General features: G+C 61.2%; 18 protein-coding genes (1 of these 18 only partly in view). 13 read left to right on the top strand and 5 right to left on the bottom strand.

Annotated elements, in window-relative coordinates; translation table 11 throughout:
• The first annotated feature begins 55 nt into the window (after positions 1-55).
• The 3 genes from argJ (at position 56) to CHH27_RS17230 (ending at position 2,065) form a co-directional block, all read left to right on the top strand.
• Positions 56-1,297 carry a bifunctional glutamate N-acetyltransferase/amino-acid acetyltransferase ArgJ gene (gene argJ, locus CHH27_RS17240; protein ID WP_094072675.1) on the top strand — a complete coding sequence of 414 codons (1,242 nt, stop codon included), beginning with the start codon at positions 56-58 and terminating at the stop codon, positions 1,295-1,297.
• Between the two features lie 98 nt (positions 1,298-1,395).
• A complete protein-coding gene (locus tag CHH27_RS17235; protein WP_094072674.1) occupies positions 1,396-1,797 on the top strand; it encodes a (deoxy)nucleoside triphosphate pyrophosphohydrolase in 402 nt (133 codons plus the stop codon).
• A 37-nt stretch (positions 1,798-1,834) separates the two neighbouring features.
• Positions 1,835-2,065: a Flp family type IVb pilin gene (locus tag CHH27_RS17230; RefSeq protein WP_247646123.1), complete on the top strand. Its 231-nt coding sequence runs from the start codon at positions 1,835-1,837 to the stop codon at positions 2,063-2,065.
• Between the two features lie 21 nt (positions 2,066-2,086).
• On the opposite strand, the gene CHH27_RS17225 is transcribed toward CHH27_RS17230, so the two are convergent.
• Positions 2,087-2,974, bottom strand: coding sequence for a methyltransferase domain-containing protein (locus tag CHH27_RS17225; protein WP_247646122.1), 888 nt, complete (start codon positions 2,972-2,974; stop codon positions 2,087-2,089).
• A 154-nt stretch (positions 2,975-3,128) separates the two neighbouring features.
• On the opposite strand from CHH27_RS17225, the gene CHH27_RS17220 reads away from it, so the two are divergent.
• From CHH27_RS17220 to CHH27_RS17205, 4 genes are all read left to right on the top strand, one after another.
• On the top strand, positions 3,129-3,911 hold the full coding sequence (locus tag CHH27_RS17220; RefSeq protein ID WP_094074824.1) for a ComF family protein: 783 nt from the start codon (positions 3,129-3,131) through the stop codon (positions 3,909-3,911).
• A gap of 114 nt (positions 3,912-4,025) precedes the next feature.
• Positions 4,026-4,283: a glutaredoxin 3 gene (gene grxC, locus CHH27_RS17215; protein WP_094072672.1), complete on the top strand. Its 258-nt coding sequence runs from the start codon at positions 4,026-4,028 to the stop codon at positions 4,281-4,283.
• Positions 4,284-4,329: 46 nt separating this feature from the next.
• Positions 4,330-5,184: a carbon-nitrogen hydrolase family protein gene (locus CHH27_RS17210; protein ID WP_094072671.1), complete on the top strand. Its 855-nt coding sequence runs from the start codon at positions 4,330-4,332 to the stop codon at positions 5,182-5,184.
• Positions 5,181-5,705 (top strand): DUF1178 family protein, encoded by a 525-nt coding sequence (locus CHH27_RS17205; protein WP_094072670.1) that lies wholly within the window; start codon positions 5,181-5,183, stop codon positions 5,703-5,705. Before CHH27_RS17210 ends, CHH27_RS17205 begins: the two co-directional genes overlap by 4 nt.
• Positions 5,706-5,784: 79 nt before the next feature.
• Here CHH27_RS17205 and CHH27_RS17200 read toward each other — a convergent pair whose 3' ends face one another.
• The 3 genes from CHH27_RS17200 to ubiG all read right to left on the bottom strand — a co-directional run bounded on the left by CHH27_RS17200 (position 5,785) and on the right by ubiG (position 7,975).
• Positions 5,785-6,306 carry a hypothetical protein gene (locus CHH27_RS17200; RefSeq protein WP_094072669.1) on the bottom strand — a complete coding sequence of 174 codons (522 nt, stop codon included), beginning with the start codon at positions 6,304-6,306 and terminating at the stop codon, positions 5,785-5,787.
• Positions 6,307-6,518: 212 nt separating this feature from the next.
• Positions 6,519-7,214, bottom strand: coding sequence for an alpha/beta fold hydrolase (locus CHH27_RS17195; protein WP_094072668.1), 696 nt, complete (start codon positions 7,212-7,214; stop codon positions 6,519-6,521).
• Positions 7,214-7,975 (bottom strand): bifunctional 2-polyprenyl-6-hydroxyphenol methylase/3-demethylubiquinol 3-O-methyltransferase UbiG, encoded by a 762-nt coding sequence (ubiG, locus tag CHH27_RS17190; RefSeq protein WP_094072667.1) that lies wholly within the window; start codon positions 7,973-7,975, stop codon positions 7,214-7,216. Before ubiG ends, CHH27_RS17195 begins: the two co-directional genes overlap by 1 nt.
• Before the next feature lie 202 nt (positions 7,976-8,177).
• Here ubiG and CHH27_RS17185 point away from each other — a divergent pair, with 202 nt between their 5' ends.
• The 6 genes from CHH27_RS17185 (at position 8,178) to clpB (ending at position 17,691) form a co-directional block, all read left to right on the top strand.
• The gene (locus CHH27_RS17185; protein ID WP_094072666.1) at positions 8,178-9,428 is read left to right on the top strand and encodes an aspartate kinase; all 1,251 of its coding nucleotides are present in this window, start codon (positions 8,178-8,180) and stop codon (positions 9,426-9,428) included.
• A 73-nt stretch (positions 9,429-9,501) separates the two neighbouring features.
• The gene (gene ptsP, locus CHH27_RS17180) at positions 9,502-11,769 is read left to right on the top strand and encodes a phosphoenolpyruvate--protein phosphotransferase (RefSeq protein WP_094072665.1); all 2,268 of its coding nucleotides are present in this window, start codon (positions 9,502-9,504) and stop codon (positions 11,767-11,769) included.
• 54 nt (positions 11,770-11,823) lie between these two features.
• Positions 11,824-12,897, top strand: a complete 1,074-nt coding sequence (gene prfA, locus CHH27_RS17175; protein ID WP_094072664.1) for a peptide chain release factor 1 — start codon at positions 11,824-11,826, stop codon at positions 12,895-12,897.
• A 3-nt stretch (positions 12,898-12,900) separates the two neighbouring features.
• On the top strand, positions 12,901-13,767 hold the full coding sequence (prmC, locus tag CHH27_RS17170) for a peptide chain release factor N(5)-glutamine methyltransferase (RefSeq protein ID WP_094072663.1): 867 nt from the start codon (positions 12,901-12,903) through the stop codon (positions 13,765-13,767).
• Positions 13,768-14,077: 310 nt separating this feature from the next.
• Positions 14,078-14,857, top strand: a complete 780-nt coding sequence (locus CHH27_RS17165; RefSeq protein ID WP_371681736.1) for a DUF4167 domain-containing protein — start codon at positions 14,078-14,080, stop codon at positions 14,855-14,857.
• Between the two features lie 218 nt (positions 14,858-15,075).
• Complete coding sequence (gene clpB / locus CHH27_RS17160; protein WP_094072661.1) at positions 15,076-17,691, top strand: ATP-dependent chaperone ClpB; 2,616 nt, start codon at positions 15,076-15,078, stop codon at positions 17,689-17,691.
• Positions 17,692-17,831: 140 nt separating this feature from the next.
• Here clpB and CHH27_RS17155 read toward each other — a convergent pair whose 3' ends face one another.
• A protein-coding gene (locus tag CHH27_RS17155; protein WP_094072660.1) for a M23 family metallopeptidase crosses the window boundary here: on the bottom strand, positions 17,832-18,972 show its 3' portion. The gene runs 833 nt beyond the window's last position; only the last 1,141 of its 1,974 coding nucleotides appear in the window; its start codon lies beyond the right edge, outside the window; its stop codon occupies positions 17,832-17,834.

Here is an 18,972-nt window from a genome sequence, read left to right as displayed (position 1 = left end):
GATCATGCGCTGTGGCTAGGGACAAACACACACCATTCTGACCGGGACTGCATCGATGTCGACGACCGTTTCACCGCTCGCCCCCACTTCCTATCCCGAGATGCCCGACATCAGCGGCGTGGCATTTGCGACCGCCTCTGCCGGTATCAAGTATCAGGGCCGGACGGATGTGCTGCTGGCGACTGTTGCCGAGGGCACGGCCGTTGCCGGGGTGTTCACGAAATCCAAGTGCTCGTCGGCGCCGGTGGATTGGTGCAAGGCCCGGATCGGTGCAGGCAGGGCCCGGGCTCTTCTGGTCAACTCCGGCAATGCCAATGCCTTTACAGGAAAAAAAGGCATGGCGGCTGTTGAATTGTCCGCAGACATTGTTTCCGGGGCCCTGGGCTGTTCCGGTGACGAGATTTTTCTTGCCTCAACCGGCGTGATCGGTGAGCCGCTGCCGGCGGAAAAGTTTTCAGATGTCGTCGAAGAGCTGAAGGCTGGTCAGGGCAGCGCGTCCTGGCTGGATGCCGCCAAGGCCATCATGACCACCGATACCTATCCGAAAGTCGCTACCGCGGCGGTAGAACTCGATGGTGTGACGGTCACGATCAACGGCATAGCCAAAGGCGCCGGCATGATCGCGCCTGACATGGCGACGATGCTGTCATTTGTTTTCACCGATGCACCAATTGCTCCCGATGTCCTGCAGGCTCTGTTGAGCGGTGAGGTCGATGGCAGTTTCAACGCAATCACCGTCGATAGCGATACCTCCACGTCCGACACGGTTCTCCTGTTCGCAACAGGCGCGGCCTCCGAAAACGGTGTCGAGGCCGTTGCATCGCTTGAAGACCCGCGTGTGGGTGTCCTGCGTGCGGCCCTGAGCGACGTCATGGTCGATCTCGCGCACCAGATCGTCCGCGACGGCGAAGGCGCACGCAAGTTTGTCGAAGTCCGGGTCGAAGGGGCTGACAACAATGCCTCAGCCAAAAGAATTGCGCTTTCAATCGCAAATTCGCCTTTGGTCAAGACGGCCATTGCCGGCGAAGACGCAAACTGGGGGCGTGTCGTCATGGCTGTCGGCAAGGCCGGAGAACCCGCGGATCGCGACCGGCTTGCCATCTGGTTCGGCGATGTGCGCGTGGCGGTGGTGGGCGAGCGTGACCCCGCCTACAGCGAAGAGGCTGCCTCTGCCGTCATGAAGCAGGAAGACATCGTTATCCGCGTCGAGCTTGGACTTGGATCGGGGCAGGCGTCGGTGTGGACCTGTGACCTCACCAAGGAATATGTCGCCATCAATGGCGATTACCGGAGCTAGGCGACGGTTGACGTGCCGCCCTTCGCAGTTCTGACGGTGCAACCGCAGTCAAGATTAATGCGGCGTTACCCTGCCGCCTCAAAGCTGGACATCTCATCATGACCAAGATCGTTCTCGTCGCGGCCTGCGCCCTTGTCGACGTGGATGGCCGTATCCTCCTGGCCCAGCGACCGGAGGGAAAATCGATGGCCGGATTGTGGGAATTCCCCGGGGGAAAAGTTGAAGATGGTGAACGTCCGGAAGAAACCCTGATCCGCGAACTTCACGAAGAGCTTGGGATTGAGGTTAACGAAGCGTGTCTGGCACCACTTACATTTGCCAGCCACTCTTATGAAGATTTTCACCTACTTATGCCACTTTTCATCTGCCGCCGTTGGGGCGGTGTTCCGCAGGGGCAGGAACGGCAGGCGTTGAAGTGGGTGCGTGCCAACCGGTTGAGGGACTATCCGATGCCGGCAGCTGACGAACCGTTAATTCCACATTTGTTGGACGCTGTTTGACAAAGTAATTCACGCCTGCAGGCAAGGAGCGAATGAATTGAAAAACGGGCCGATCAGTTTCAGACCTGCCAAGCTCCTTCTGCAGCGCTTCCTGCGTGACGAAAGCGGCGCAACCGCCATGGAATACACCATGATCGTCGCCGTTCTCAGCATCATAACCATTGGCGCCTTCACGGCGATCGGCGAAACCATGCGAGACGATGTTTTCGGCGCGGTTGTGAGCACACTTGACGCGGTTCTGGCGACGTCCGGCGGTGACGGCAGTTAACCGCGCGAGCCACTAGTTCAATCAGGCCTTTTGCTCGGGAACACCGAGCACGTCGGCAAGCCGTGTCTTGGCGCTGCCGGGGCGCAGCGGTTTCTGCTGGCTTTCGTGTGGGGCCCAGCCCGACAGCGTCACGAAGGAAAATGTCGCCCGGATGCGACCATCTGCGTCGGCATGATTTTCCGCATAAAGCTCGGCGGCACGCAGCAGAACCTGCCGCGGCAGCGGCCTGCGGCTTCGATCCTTCAGAATGTTGGTCGCGCCCATGGCCTTCAGGTCGGCCAGAAGCGCAAACATGGTGTCGTAGCGGACCGTGACCGTGTCGAGATCCGTGACGGGAAGTGCAAATCCGGCCCTTTGCAGCAGGCTTCCGAGGTCTCGCGTATCGGCAAAAGGCAGCACGCGCGCTGCTGCGCCACCGCAACAATCGAGTTCCGCCCTTGTCAGGCTGTCGCGGAGTTCACTCAGTGTTCCTGCGCCGGGCAAGGTTGCCAGCAACAGACCGTCAGGCTTCAAGGCACGCCGGATCTGAACCAGCGTGCCCGGCAGGTCATTAACGAATTGAAGCGTCAGCGCAGAGACGATCAGATCGATGGACTGGTCCCTGAAAGGCAGCAACGCATCATCGGCGATCAAATCGGGAGGTGTCAGCGCTGGGTCTGCCAGGAACAGATCCGCCCTCAAGACTCTCTCCGCTTTGCCGCTGCCCGCGATGGCGTCTGCAACCCGGCCCGTGTGCCCGCCAAGGTCAACTGCCACATCGAAATGTCGGCTGATCAGCAGCAACCTGTCCTTCAGGTCGTCGGTGACGGCTTCCAGGAGGAAGTCCGCGCCTTGTTTGGCGCCGAAAAGCGCGCGTTTCCGGCGATGCCGCAAGAGAGGGCGGTCGAACAGATCTGGCTGCGTGGTCACGAGGTCACCGGCTGATTTCCATAACTCTCCGGTCACATATGGTATCCGCTCCCTCACGTCAAAGCGGGTGCTTGAAGTGACTTGCATTAAAACTGGCGCAACGTCCTCTTTACAGCTTATGGTGGTGGTCTGGTGCAGAACGCTGGAGCAAGGGATGGTTATCTGCGGCGAAAGACTGCTTGATGTGTCGAAGTATGCCGGCAGCCTGTTGCTGGATGGTTTGTTGCCCCGCCGCTGTCTTTGCTGCGATGCGCGGGTGGCCTTTGAGGCGGGGCTGTGTGCGCCGTGCTGGCGCGCGATGCCGTTTCTGGAACGGCCCTGGTGCCAGCGGCTGGGAACACCCTTTTCCTACGATGTCGGTGAAGGCGCGTGGAGCCCGCGGGCCATCGCAGAACCGCCCCTGTTCGACCGTCTGCGCGCCGTCGCCCATTATGACGGCCCCGCCCGCCAGCTGGTCCTGTCGCTGAAGTTTTCCCGGCGCCGCGAACTGGCGGCACCGATGGCGGCCTGGATGATGCGGTCCGGAGGAGAATTGCTCGACGCTGAGTGCCTGCTCCTGCCGGTACCACTGCACTGGACACGCCTGGTGTCGCGGCGGTTCAACCAGGCGGCGGACCTCGCGCGCGAAATCGCCGGGCAAAGCGGGGCCGGATATGAGCCAGTGCTGCTCAAGCGGCGAAAGCGAACCCGTCAGCAGGTCGGTTTGACTGCGAAGGATCGGCTCAGGAATGTCAGGGCAGCATTCGTGGTTGATCGGACCCGTCTTGAGACCCTGGCTGGGCGGCGTGTCGTGCTCGTGGACGACGTTCTGACCACCGGCTCCACGGTCACGGCCTGCAGCCGGTGTCTTCTTTCCGCCGGCGCAGCATCTGTCGACGTGCTCACATTCGCCCTGGTGGATCCAAACGCTTCGGACGACATTGCCGTTCACGGTTAGTTTTTCGGGATGACTCTTGAGTTTCTGCGCCGCGCCCGCATATAACGCCGGGATTTTCAGACGCGCGAGACGCCTTTTTTTGAGGGCGGTGCGGCAACAAAAGGGTATGATGTGATGGCTGATGTGGTGATCTATACACGCCAGATGTGCGGCTTTTGCACGGCGGCCAAGCGCCTTCTGGACAAAAAAGGTGTTGCTTACCAGGAACACGACGCGACCTTCAGCCCGGAGCTGCGCAGGGAAATGACACAAAAGGCCAACGGCCGCGCAACGTTTCCGCAGATCTTTGTGGGCACGACCCATGTCGGCGGCTGTGACGATCTGCACGATCTGGAGCGGGCCGGCAAGCTGGACGCTCTGCTCGCCGCCTGATTAAGTGGTGGCCTCACTGAAACCAGATACGGGAGACAACCGGCCAATGGCGACCTTCACAGCAGCCTGTGTTCAGCTTCGCAGCGGCAAGACCATCGCGAAAAACGCCGAGGTGGCCGAGGGGCTGATCCGTTCGGCGGCTAAGGATGGTGCGCGCTACGTACAGACGCCTGAAATGTCGAATGTGCTGGTGAAGAGCCGGGAAGACCTGCTTGAGCGGATTACAGACGCCGACGCCGACCCGTTCCTGAAGATGGCCAAATGTCTTGCTGCAGAGCTCGGCATTCATCTCCATCTCGGGTCGCTGGCGGTTCTTGCCGGAGGCGGAAAAGTCGCGAACCGGGCCTTTCTGCTTGGGCCTGACGGTGCGGTCGAAGCCACCTACGACAAGATCCACATGTTCGACGTCGATCTGCCCAATGGCGAAAGCTGGCGGGAGTCGGCGACCTATGAGCCGGGCAGGGAAAGCGTCATTGCGGATCTTCCCTTTGCCAAGATCGGCATGGCGGTCTGCTACGATATCCGCTTCCCGGCGATCTTCCGGACACAGGCGCGGCAGGGCGCCGAAGTGCTGACAGGGCCTGCGGCCTTCACGCGCCAGACTGGCGAAGCGCATTGGCATGTGTTACAGCGCGCCCGCGCCATCGAAAACGGCGCTTACGTCATTTCCGCCGCCCAGGGCGGTCATCACGAGGACGGCCGGGAAACCTACGGCCACAGTCTTGTCGTGGACCCCTGGGGCAAGGTGATTGCGGAACTCGACGGAGACGAGCCGGGATATGTGCTCGCGGAAATTGAGACCGATGCTGTTGCCAAGGCACGCGGACGGATCCCGGCGATCGCCAATGAACGGGACTTCGTCTGCCAGGTTGCTGGCGGCCTGAAGGAGATACCGGCGTGATCAAATACACGCTTGTCTGTGACGATGCCCACTCGTTTGAAGGCTGGTTCCGGAATTCAGATGATTTCGACAAGCAGTGCAGCCGCAGTCTGGTCGCCTGCCCGGTCTGCGGCTCGACCGAGATTCGCAAGGGCCTGATGGCACCTGCGGTTTCGACGGCACGCGGCAAGGAAGCGCTTGTCAGTGCAGCCCGCAGTGAAATGCAGGCACAGGAAACGGCTCCGGAGCCGGCGGTGCCGGCAGCCTCTGCTCCCGCCCCGGCCCTGCAGCCATCCGCGTTGTTGCCGAAGGACATTCAGCAGAAGGAAATTGTCGAGGCCCTGCGCCTGGTGCGGTCCCGCATCATCGAGAATTCCGAAAATGTCGGCACCAACTTCGCTTCCGAAGCCCGCAAGATCCACAATGGCGAGGCGGAAGAGCGCAGCATTTACGGTGAAACAACGCCCAAGGACGCGGAAGCCCTGATGGAAGAGGGGATTTCGGTCTTTCCGCTGCCGGATCTGCCAGACGAAAAAAACTGACAAGCCAACCGGCCCTTGCGCCTCAGCGCAAAGGCGATTGCAGTCTGGCCAAGCAGTCGGCTTGGCCGTGATCAGAAGTTCAGGACTTGGCAGCTGCCGTCTTGCGCCGCGTTGGTGTCCGGGCGGGCTTCCCTTCGCTCAGGCTTTCTTCAGCAGCCTTGGTCAGTTCGCTGACATTTTCCATGGCCGTTTCATTCAGCTCTTCAACGGCTGCGGCGTTTTCGGAAAAACTGTCGCGAAAAAGCGCGGCCTGTTTTTCGAAATGCTCCTGATACTGGGTCGCCATCCGGGAATAGAAATCCTGCAGCGTCGCCATCGTCTCTTCCGGCGCGGTGCATTTCGTCAGGGACTTGGCGCATTCGAAGTCTTCGTGCAGGCGACCGCTGACAAAGTCCATATGGTCGCTGAAGGCTTTCTCGGCATGGGTCCACATGGTCTGACCCATCTTCTGGAAGCTGGCAACAGTCTTGGCTTCCATCAGGTCCTCGCGCTCGGCAAAGGCCCAGTTCGAGAAGGATGGCATGGGCCAGTCACCCATCTTCGACCATTCCGTCATCATGGAGCTGAAATCAAAGGCACCGGTGCTGTTTTTCGTAGGCATGAAACATCCTCCGCAGTTTGCGTGATATGCCGCAGACGCCCGGTGTTTTCGCATGCCGGTGCGCTGCTTCCGACCTCGCGAACCCGCTCGCGTAAGGTCCGGCTCCTGCCCCCCTAGGTCCGTCAACTTTAGCCCAGCAACAGGGCCTATCTTTGATCCGGATCAAAAGCGAGTTACGAATTGTTCAGAATCTGAAAAGATCGGGTGCGTTCCTACGCCTGATTGAGAAAATCCCGCAGCACCCTGGTCACCCTGTCCGGTTCCTCCAACGGGGAAAGGTGACCGCTGCCCTCGACGATCACCAGTTCGCTGCCAGGAATATGGGCGTGGATTTCCTCGGAGACGGGCACCGGCGTCAGTCTGTCGCCTTCGCCGACCACAACCAGGGTCGGGCAGCGGATGTCGCCCAGTGAGGGACGGGAATCGATGCGGTTGATAAGAGCGGTCTGTTGCCGGATGAAGGCTTCCGGACCTGTGTCATTGGCCATATCGACCACGATGGCCCTCAGGCCTTCGTCCTCTTCACGCTGCTCGTGCACAAATCCCGGATAGAGCAGGTGAGGGACCTTTTTGAAGCCGCGTTTCCGGGTCATCTCGATCAGGAACCGGCGCCGTTCGGACTGTTCCTCGCGATCCGCGCGCGCGTTTGTGTTCATCAGAGCCAGTTTTGAGACACGCTCCGGCGCCTTGCGCATGATTTCCATTGCAACGTAACCGCCCATGGACAGCGCGATCAGGGAAAACCGCTCGGGCGCTTCCGCAAGTATGCTCTCCGCAATCGCCGCGATGCTGTCATGTTCGCGGTGGTTCGCCACCATGATTGGCCGGTCTGCGAAGGCGACGATCTGTTTGGAAAACAGCGTCTCGGTGCAGAGCAGGCCGGGGATGAACAGGATCGGGTCGCCCATCAGTCACCCTTCGGGCGTTCAGCCAGCATCATGTAGTTGACATCCATGTCGCGTGACTGCGCCCAGCTGTCGGTGAGCGGATTGTAGCTGACGCCCGAGCGGTCGATCACCTTGAGCCCGGCCGCCTGCAATGGACCTTCGATCTCTGCCGGGCGCACCAGCTTGTCATAGGTATGGGTGCCCTGGGGCAGCCAGCGCAGCACATATTCCGCGCCGACAATCGCCAGCGCATAGGCTTTCAGCGTGCGGTTGATGGTTGCAACGAACATCAGCCCGCCCGGACGGACCATCCGGCTGGTCGCGTCGAGAAACAGCGGCACGTCCGCGACATGCTCGACCACTTCCATGTTGAGCACGACGTCGAAATTCTCCCCGGCTTCTGCCAGGGCTTCCGCCGTCTCAGCGCGGTAGTCGATGTTCAGACCGGAGCTCTGCATGTGCAGTCTGGCGATTTCGATGTTGGTTTCCGACGGATCGGCTCCGACCACCTCTGCGCCAAGGCGGGCCATCGGCTCGCTGAGCAAGCCGCCACCGCAGCCAATGTCCAGAAACCGCAGTCCCTTGAAGGCATCGGCTGCCTTCGGATCACGGCCGAACTGGCGGCAGACTTCCTGCTTGATGTAGCTCAGCCGGACGGGATTGAACTTGTGCAGAGGCTTGAACTTGCCGGTCGGGTCCCACCATTCCGCAGCCATGGCGGAAAACCGGGCGACCTCCTCGCTGTCGATCGTTCCGCTGGTCGCTTCTGCCTTGCCGGTCATTGCTCGGTCCTTTCCACTGGCCGAAGGCATCGTGTCTTCAGCCCCATTTCATTCTTTAGCTGTCGTTCAGCGTCTTTGACCTTTTGTCAAGTGATCGCCGACGAAGCGCTGTTGCAGCATAGGGACGCAGCCTGTATGCATGTGCGCCGATCCATAAGGCGCGGCAGACGCGTCAACACACCTAATGAAGTTTACGAGTGGTATGGCCCGACTGGTTTTAAAATTTGGCGGAACTTCGGTTGCCGATCTTGATCGCATCCGCAATGTTGCCCGCCATGTCAAACGGGAAGTGGATGCCGGACACCAGGTTGCCGTGGTTGTTTCGGCCATGGCCGGACAGACCAACAAGCTGGTCGAGTTCTGCCGGGAAGCCTCGCCCCTGCACGATGCCCGCGAATATGACGCGGTTGTCGCCTCCGGCGAACAGGTGACCTCCGGCCTTCTGGCAATCGTGTTGCAGGACATGGGTGTCAATGCCCGCTCCTGGCAGGGCTGGCAGATCCCGATCAAGACCGACGAGCAGCACGGCGCGGCGCGCATCAGCGAGATCGACGGCAGTTTCTTGAGCGAACGGCTGGAGCAGGGCCAGGTGGCCGTTGTGGCCGGGTTCCAGGGCGTGGCGCCGGACAACCGCATTGCCACGCTCGGCCGCGGCGGGTCGGACACCAGCGCCGTGGCCATTGCCGCGGCTATCAAGGCGGACCGTTGTGATATCTATACCGATGTCGACGGTGTCTACACGACCGATCCGCGCATCGTCCCGAAAGCGCAGCGCCTGGAGCGTGTGTCTTTTGAGGAAATGCTCGAGATGGCGTCCCTCGGCGCGAAGGTGCTGCAGGTGCGGTCTGTCGAAATGGCCATGGTTCATGGCGTCAGAACATTCGTGCGCTCCAGTTTCGATGATCCTGAAGCAGCGCAGGTCGGCTCGAACGACCATCCGATTGGAACTCTTATTTGCGACGAGGATGAACTCGTGGAACAGCAGGTTGTCACCGGCATCGCCTATGCCAAGGACGAAGCCCAGATCTCTCTCCGTGACGTGGCCGACAAGCCGGGCGTTGCCGAGTCGGTGTTCGGACCGCTGGCCGACGCCCATATCAACGTGGACATGATCGTTCAGAACATCTCGCCGGACGGCAAGACGACGGACATGACCTTCACCGTTCCGGAAAGCGATTATCAGCGCGCCATCAAGGTGCTTGAAGACAATCGCGACGAGATCGGCTTCCAGAAGCTGGAAGGGGCAACCGATGTCGTGAAAGTCTCGGTCATCGGCATCGGCATGCGGTCTCACGCCGGCATCGCCGCGCAGTGTTTCCGGGGTCTTGCCTCCAAGGGCATCAACATCCGCGCGATCACGACATCGGAAATCAAAATCTCCGTTCTGATCGATTCCGCCTATGCAGAACTTGCAGTGCGGACTCTCCATTCGCTATACGGGTTGGACGGATAGTCACATCCGGCAGGCAGGCTCCGGCGGGGACCGGGGCCCAAGTCTGACTGAAGCGGGATCAATCGGGGGCGCAATGCGCAGCAACCTGGCCGGACCGCGCCTCCTGCTCCGCCGGCTTCGCGAAGTCATGGCAGAGCCGATCACGGCGCAAGAGCGACTCGACAAGATCGTTGTACTGATCGCGTCGAATGTGGTTGCCGAGGTCTGTTCGGTTTATATTCTGCGTGCCGACGGCGTTCTGGAGCTCTATGCCACCGAGGGTCTGAACCGGGCCGCGGTTCACAATGCCTCGCTGCGCGTCGGCCAGGGCCTGGTCGGCCTGATTGCCGCAGAAGCGCGTCCGCTCAATCTTCCCAATGCCAGCGCCCATCCCGGCTTTGCCTATCTGCCGGAAACGGGCGAAGAAGCCTATAACTCCTTTCTCGGCGTGCCGATCCTGCGTGCCGGCCGGACGCTCGGTGTTCTTGTGGTGCAGAACCAGTCGCACCGGACCTATCTGGAAGACGAGGTCGAGGCCCTTCAGACAACAGCTATGGTGATTGCCGAAATGGTCGCTGCCGGCGAACTCGAGGCGATTGCGCAAAAGGACACCGGTCTCGATCTGTCGCGCCCGATCACCGCCTCCGGTGCTGGCCTTTCCGAAGGTGTCGGGCTGGGTCACGTGGTTCTCCATGAGCCGCGTGTGGTTGTCACCAATCTGATTGCCGAAGACGGGGACAAGGAAAAGGGCCGGCTGGACGGCGCCATCAACAGGTTGCGCCTGTCGATCGATGACCTTCTGGCCAGCGGTGAAATTGCGGCCACCGGCGAGCACCGAGAGGTGCTCGAAGCCTATCGCATGTTTGCCTATGATCGCGGCTGGATCCGAAAGATCGAGGAAGCGATCAAGAACGGTCTGACCGCAGAGGCGGCCGTTGAGAAGGTCCAGAGTGATACCCGCGCGCGCATGCTGCGTCAGACCGACCCCTATCTGCGCGAGCGCCTGCACGATCTCGACGATCTTGCCCATCGGCTGATTCGTGAGCTGATGGGCCGTGAACACGGTCCGGGCATGGACGAACTGCCCCAGGACGCGATCATCGTCGGCCGGAACATGGGGGCGGCGGAACTCCTGGATTATGGCCGGGACCGGATTCGCGGCCTCGTGCTGGAAGAGGGCGGACCGACCAGCCACGTGACCATCGTGGCCCGCGCGCTTGGCATCCCGACCGTCGGTCTTGTCGACGATATCGTCAGCCTGGCGGATGGCGGTGATGCCATCATCGTCGATGGCGACAGCGGCGAGGTGCATCTGCGCCCGGCGGCCGACCTGGAAAATGCCTATGCGGAGAAGGTTCGTTTTCGCGCCCGCCGGCAGGCACAGTACCGGCGCCTGCGCAACAAGCCGTCTGTCACCAAGGACGGTGTCGAATTTTCCCTGCAGATGAATGCGGGCCTTCTGGTCGATCTGCCGCATCTGGAAGAAGCGGGCGCAGCCGGTGTCGGTCTGTTCCGCACCGAATTGCAATTCATGGTCGCCTCCAGCTTTCCGCGCATGCGTGAGCAACAGGCGCAATACAGCCAGGTTCTGGATGCGGCTGCCGGCCGCCCGGTCACCTTCCGCTCGCTCGATATCGGCGGCGACAAGGTGCTGCCCTATCTCCGCTCCATCCAGGAAGAAAACCCCGCAATGGGCTGGCGGGCGCTGCGTCTCGGTCTCGACCGGCCGGGGCTGTTGCGCACCCAGATCCGGGCATTGCTGCATGCCGCGGCGGGCCGCGACCTGAAGCTGATGTTCCCGATGGTGGCGGTGGTTGATGAGTTTCTTCAGGCCAAGGCGCTGGTCGACAAGGAAATCAAGCATCTGCGCCGGCACGGCCATGCGACGCCGGAAAATGTCCGCCTCGGCGTGATGATCGAAGTGCCGTCCCTGCTGTTTCAGCTGGACGAGCTGATGACCTACGTCGATTTCGTCTCCGTTGGCTCCAACGACCTGTTCCAGTTTTTCTGTGCGGTCGACCGGGGGAATACGCGCGTTGCCGAGCGTTTCGATACGCTGGGTGTCGGGTTCCTCAGGGCCTTGAAATCCATCGTCGATGCCGCAAATAAGGCCCATGTTCCGGTGACGCTGTGCGGTGAGCTGGCCGGTCGGCCGCTGGAAGCCATGGCGCTGATCGGTCTCGGCTATCGGGATCTGTCGATGTCGCCTGCATCGCTCGGGCCGGTCAAGGCGATGTTGCGTACGCTTGACGCGGGTCGGCTGTCCGCCAGGCTGCTGCCTAGGCTTGAGCCGGGACACGATGACAGCGACATCCGTGAGGTCTTGAAGCGGTTTGCCGCCGAGACCGATGTTGCTCTTTAGCGCAAACGGGCGTAACCCACCCATAAATCGGGAATTTTAGGAGAATCAGCGCGTATGCTGGCGCGTCACAAACTCGACACCCTGCTGGACCGGTTCGCCGAAATCGAACACCTGATGTCCTCCGGTCCGGATCCCGCGGTTTACGTGAAACTGTCGCGGGAATATTCCGGTCTTGAACCGCTTGTCGGCAAGATCCGGGCCCTGATCAAGGCAGAGGCGGATCTTGAAGGCGCTGAAGCGCTGCTGTCGGACCCGGAAACCGACGCGGACATGCGCGAGCTGGCCGAGCTGGAGCGCGATGAGCTGGCCGAACAGGTGGAGCAGCTGACGCAGGACGTCCGCCTGGGACTTCTACCGAAGGACGAAGCCGATACCAATGATGCCATTCTGGAAGTCCGGGCCGGAACAGGTGGCGATGAGGCTGCACTGTTTGCCGGCGACCTCTTCCGAATGTATCAGCGCTATGCCGAATTGCAGGGCTGGAAGGTGGAGATCCTGTCGGCCAGCGAAGGGGAGGTTGGCGGTTACAAGGAAATCATCGCCTCCGTCACCGGCGAAAACGTCTTTGCCCGTCTGAAATTCGAATCGGGTGTGCACCGCGTTCAGCGTGTGCCCGCAACGGAATCCGGCGGCCGTATTCACACGTCCGCCGCCACCGTGGCTGTGCTGCCCCAGGCCGAAGATGTCGATATCGATGTTCAGGACAGCGATCTCAGGATCGATACCTTTCGGGCGTCGGGAGCAGGCGGCCAGCACGTCAACACGACCGACTCGGCCGTCCGTATCACCCACATTCCAACCGGGATCGTGGTCGCGGTTCAGGATGAGCGTTCGCAGCACAAGAACAAGGCGCGGGCAATGCAGTTGCTGCGTGCCCGGATCTATGATGAAGAGCGCGAGCGGGCCGCCAGCGAGCGCACGGAAGCGCGGCGTCTGCAGGTCGGGTCCGGCGATCGTTCGGAACGGATCCGGACCTACAATTTTCCGCAAGGCCGCGTCACCGATCACCGCATCGGGCTGACGCTCTACAAGCTGGAGCAGATTGTTGCCGGCGAGGCGCTTGGCGAAGTCATCGATGCGCTGATCATGGATCACCAGGCCGGTCTGCTCGCCTCCGAAGAGGCCTGATCCATGGAAATCGGCCGGCTTTACAGGTCTGTGCGCAACCGGTTTCGCGAAGCCGGGCTGGAGACGCCGGATCTGGATGCCAGGCTTCTGGTCAGCGCAGCTCTTGATCTGCCTGTGTCCGCTCTTCTGCTCCAGGAGCACGAGCGTTCTGACGAGGCCTCTGTCGAACTTGCCAATTCCCATGCAGAAAAACGTCTTGCCGGCATGCCGGTCGGGCGCATTCTGGGCGAGCGCGAGTTTTACGGGCGCCGCTTTCTTCTCAATGCTGCCACGCTGGAGCCGCGGCCGGACACCGAAACGCTGATCGATGCGGTGCTTGCGCGTTGCGACCCGAAATCCGCACCGGTTCTGTGCGACATCGGTACCGGTACGGGAGCGATCGCGGTGACCCTGCTGGCCGAATTGCCGCTAAGCAGGATGGTCGCGGTTGATCTGGCTCCGGACGCCCTTCGCTGTGCCCTCCTGAATGCGGAGCAGCATCACGTCACCAATCGTCTGTTGCCTGTCTGTGCCGACTACACGAGCGCGCTGAGGCCAGCGGCGGGGAATGCTGAGTGGGCAGGGTTCGACTGGGTTGTCAGCAACCCGCCCTATATCCGCACAGCCGTGCTTCAGGATCTGAGTCGCGAGGTGGTTCAGCACGATCCGGAACTGGCCCTGGATGGTGGCGAAGACGGGCTTGAGGCCTACAGGATCATTGTTGCAGATGCGGCACACCTCTTGCGCAAAGAGGGGCGAATTGCGCTGGAAATCGGCTTTGATCAGGCCGCTGATTTGAAAAACCAGCTGCGTCATCATGGCTTTGGAGCAATTGAAATCATTAGGGATCTGTCGGGAAACGATCGGGTCGTGCTGGCGCAGAAGTTATAATTTCGCCGTTTTGATCCAAAGACGAAAAAGCACTTGGAAATCGCTGCGGAAACGGGTAGGTTGCCCTTGCCGAGACCGGAGATGTGATCAGCGTTCAGCGGGGCATGCGCATCCGGCAGTGTGGGGACGGGCGCAGTTTGGGCGCTTTGGAAACCACTGCATATCGGACTATCCGGTATTTACGGACTGTCGAAGAAATGACAAACGCGTTGGCCTGTGGCCTTTAACGCGCTGCGTATGTTTTCAATGACAGCCGCTAACAAGCATTGTTGGTGTCGGTGGCTATTTCGTATCGGTTTATGCAATTCCGATGTTGGGTCGGCGTAATGCTGACCGCCGTTCCGCAAGAGAAAACGGCAGGATGAGACCAGGAAATCAGAGCAATAAGCGTATGCGCGGACGGGGCCGCAAGGGTCCGAATCCGTTAACCCGGACTTACGAATCCAACGGTCCTGATGTGAAAATCCGCGGCACGGCGATGCATATCGCGGAGAAGTATCAGCAGCTGGCCCGTGATGCGCAGGCATCCGGCGACCGGGTGATGTCTGAAAACTACAATCAGCATGCAGAGCACTATCTGCGCATTGTCGCCGCTGCCCAACCGCAGCAACAGCCCAATGTGCAAGCGCCGGCGCGCAACGAGGCCGAAGACAGCAACGAGGTTGCGGCAGCCAACGGCAACGGGCACGCCAACGGTGCGGACCGCGCCCAGCCGGAAGCTGCGTCCAGCGACGGTGACGTTGTCGACGCAGACAGCCCGCAGCCGTTCATCGAGGACATGCCGGTCATCGACCAGGAAGGCAAGGTCAACGGCGCTGGTCAGAAGGCGGAAGCCGGAGACGAGCAGGCTGACGACAAACCGCGCCGCCGGACCCGTACGCCGCGGGCACGGACGCCGCGTCGGGCGGCCGAAGCGGACAGTGCCGGAGATGACGCGGCAGCCGGTTCAACGGCAAGCGGTGCTGAAGGAGCTGAAAGCCCGACAGCAGAGGCAGAAGACCAGCCGAAACCGCGCCGGCGTACGACCCGGCCACGCCGGACCAAGGCCGCTGAAGACGCGCCTGTAGAAGTTGCACCGGCGACTGAATAATCAGTCCGGCGAAAGATTGAGATGATAAACGGCGTCCTTCGGGGCGCCGTTTTTGTTTGGCTCTGCAAAAAGTACTTCAGGGGGCTTTTTGTGATGAATTTGCAACACTATATGAAGGGGGCAGCGCTCAAAGAGGCTGCACGGACGCTCTCAACAGGGGTCCGTATCCCAGATCGCTCCCCATGCTTCGGGTGGTGCGGGCGAGTAGGAGGTAACTCATGAATTTTGAAAAATATACCGAGCGTGCACGCGGATTCGTGCAATCCGCTCAGACCTTTGCGCTGGGGCGCGGCCATCAGCAATTTGCCCCCGAACACATCCTGAAAGTGCTTCTGGATGATCCGGAAGGCATGGCCAGCGGCCTGATCGACCGGGCGGGCGGCCAGGCGAAGGCCCTCAAGGGGGATCTTGAAGGGCTTCTCGACAAGATGCCCAAGGTCTCCGGTGGAACCGGCCAGCTCTATATGGGGCAGGCAACGGCACGCCTGTTCGAACAGGCTGAGAAAATCGCGGACAAGGCCGGCGACAGTTTTGTCACGGTCGAACGGCTGTTGCTGGCGCTGGCGATGGACACGGACAGTGAAGCCGGCAAGCTGATGAAGCGTCACGGCGTGACGGCGAATGCGCTCAATGAAGCGATCAACCAGCTGCGCCAGGGCCGTACCGCCGACAGTGCCACGGCTGAAAACCAGTATGAAGCTCTGAAGAAATATGCGCGGGACCTGACGCAGGTTGCCCGCGAGGGCAAACTGGACCCAGTAATCGGCCGCGATGAGGAAATCCGGCGGACGATCCAGGTGTTGTCGCGCCGGACCAAGAACAACCCGGTTCTGATCGGCGAGCCCGGCGTCGGCAAGACAGCCATCGCGGAAGGGCTGGCGCTGAGGATCGTCAACGGCGACGTGCCGGAATCGCTCAAGGACAAGCAGCTTCTGGCGCTTGACATGGGCGCGCTGATTGCCGGCGCCAAATACCGCGGCGAGTTCGAGGAGCGCCTGAAAGGCGTGCTCAGTGAGGTTGAAGCGGCCGCCGGCAGCATCATCCTGTTCATCGACGAAATGCACACGCTGGTCGGCGCCGGCAAGGCGGATGGCGCCATGGACGCCTCCAACCTGCTCAAACCGGCTCTGGCCCGGGGTGAGTTGCACTGCGTCGGTGCAACCACTCTGGACGAATATCGCAAGCATGTCGAAAAGGACGCCGCGCTCGCCCGTCGGTTCCAGCCGGTCTTCGTGACCGAGCCCACGGTGGAAGACACCGTTTCGATCCTGCGTGGCATCAAGGAGAAGTACGAGCTTCACCATGGCGTGCGGATCACCGACAGTGCGATCGTCTCGGCAGCGTCCCTGTCGAACCGCTATATCACCGACCGGTTCCTGCCGGACAAGGCCATCGATCTGGTCGACGAGGCCGCCAGCCGCCTGCGCATGCAGGTGGACAGCAAGCCGGAGGAGCTCGACGAACTGGACCGGCGGATCATTCAGCTGAAGATCGAGCGCGAGGCCCTGAAGGTGGAAAATGACGAAGCCTCCAAGGATCGGCTCACCAAGCTTGAGAAGGAACTGACGGATCTGGAAGAGCAGTCCCAGGCACTGACCAACCGCTGGCTCGGCGAAAAGGAAAAGCTGAACCTTGAACAGAAGATCAAGGAGCAGCTGGACCAGGCCCGCATCGATCTGGAAATCGCGCAGAGGCGCGGCGACCTGGCCAAGGCCGGCGAGCTCGCCTATGGCGTGATCCCGGATCTGGAAAGAAAGCTGGAAGAGGCTGAAGCCACGGAAGAGGCCGACGCCATGGTCGATGAAGCGGTGACCCCGTCCCATATCGCCCAGGTGGTCTCCAAATGGACCGGCATTCCGGTGGACAAGATGCTGGAAGGCGAGCGGGAGAAACTGCTCAGGATGGAAGACGTTCTGGCGGGCCGTGTGGTCGGTCAGGCCGAGGCCATTCACGCGGTGTCGACCGCGGTGCGCCGGGCGCGTGCCGGCCTTCAGGATCCGAACCGGCCGATCGGCTCGTTCATGTTCCTGGGGCCGACCGGTGTCGGCAAGACGGAACTCACCAAGGCGCTGGCGGCGTTCCTGTTCGATGATGACAGCGCGATGGTGCGTATCGATATGTCGGAATACATGGAGAAGCACTCCGTGTCCCGGCTGATCGGCGCGCCTCCGGGCTATGTCGGGTACGAAGAGGGGGGTGCTCTCACCGAAGCCGTGCGCAGGCGACCCTATCAGGTCGTGCTGTTCGACGAGATCGAGAAGGCGCATGGCGATGTCTTCAACGTGCTCTTGCAGGTGCTCGATGACGGCCGCCTGACCGATGGTCAGGGCCGGACGGTCGACTTCCGCAACACGCTGATCATCATGACTTCCAATCTCGGGGCCGAGTACCTGGTCAACCAGCCGGAAGGCCAGGATAGCGATGTGGTCCGGGACGAGGTGATGGGGTCCGTGCGCGGGCATTTCCGACCGGAGTTCCTGAACCGGCTTGACGAGATCGTGCTGTTCCATCGTCTGCAGCGCTCGCAGATGGCCGATATCGTCAAGATCCAGCTGGAGCGGCTGCGCAAGCTGCTTACCGATCGCAAGATCACGCTGGAACTGGACAATGGCGCGCTCGGCTGGCTGGCGCAGAAGGGGTATGACCCGGCCTATGGTGCACGCCCGCTGAAGCGGGTGATCCAGAAGGACCTCCAGGACCCGCTGGCGGAGAAACTTCTGGCGGGCGAGATTCTCGATGGCCAGACCGTTCATGTCTCCGCCGGGGGCGACCGGCTTCTGTTTCAGGAGGATGCAGCAGAAAGTGCTGCCCTGCAGAGCCAGTCGCTTCACTAGGACCTGCGGTCCTCAGGTGGACGCGGAAGTATCGTGTTGCAGTCTGAGATTTCGGCAGACGCCGGCCTGATCAAGACAAAAGCCCGCGGAATTCCGGTTCCGCGGGCTTTTCATATGTCGCTGCAGGTCGCACGTTTGGATCAGTTGACCGCTGCGACCCGCGACGGTTTGCGCGCCCGGTCGAGCAAGGTATCGACCCGGTAGCGTTCTGTTTCAAAGGCGGTGCGCATCTCGCCATCCAGCGTGCGCCCCTTCGGCAGCTTGATGCGCATCGGATCCATGTAGCGGCCATTGACCAGCACTTCATAGTGAAGGTGCGGGCCGGTCGACAGGCCGGTCGAACCGACATAGCCGATGATCTGGCCCTGGGTTACCCGGACACCTTCCTGCACGCCCTTGGCAAAGCCGGTCATGTGATTGTAGGTGGTGGTGTAGCCGTTGGTGTGGCGCAGCTCGATGCGGCGGCCATAGCCGGAACTCCAGCCCGCCTTGATGACCGTGCCGTTGCCGGCAGCCATGATTGGCGTGCCGCGCGGTGCGGACCAGTCCACGCCCCGGTGCATCTTTGTATATTTGTGGATCGGGTGCCGGCGCATGCCGAAGCCCGAGCGGAACTTGCCGCCGTTGAGCGGCTTGCGGATCAGGAACTTTTTCGCGCTCTGGCCGGACTCGTCATAAAAGTCGGTGACGCCGTCGTCCGGGGTGCGGAACCGGTAGAATTCCCGTGTCGTGTTGCCGGTGTTGAGCGCGGCATAGAGGATTTTCGGCGCGCTGCTACCGTCGCCTTCGGTGAAGAACAGCTCGATCGCGTCGCCGGGCTGGACGCGGGCATTGAAATCGACATCGAAGGAGAACATGCGCACCAGATCATTGATGATCTCTTCCGGCATGTCCTGCTCAAGCGCGGTCTGGTAGAGACTGTCATAGATTGCCGGGGTCGGTCCGCCATAGGAGACCCGGTCAGCCTCCTCAAAGGCATCCGCCAGGAAGGTGCTCGGTTCCTGCGCCGTGATGTAGTCGCCGCTGTCGGAGCGGGCTACGGTTGCCTGGTGTTCGGTGTTTTCATAGATGCTGACGCGTTCGGGGCGCATCCGCTCCAGGTTTTCCGGCGACGGGGCATAGGCGATCCGCAGGCGCTGTCCCTCGGTGAGTTCGCCGAGGCCGAACAGGCTGTCAAATGCGGAGGTAATGGCCCTGGCTTCCTCTTCGGTCGCATCGTGGTCCATCAGGATGTCGGACAGGTTCGTACCGCTTGTCACCGGAACGATGCTCTCGTCCATC

The sequence above is a fragment of the Labrenzia sp. VG12 genome (assembly GCF_002237595.1).
GTDB lineage: Bacteria > Pseudomonadota > Alphaproteobacteria > Rhizobiales > Stappiaceae > Roseibium.
The sequence above is the reverse complement of the archived record's forward strand: the minus strand, read 5'-3'. Positions and strand labels throughout refer to the sequence as shown.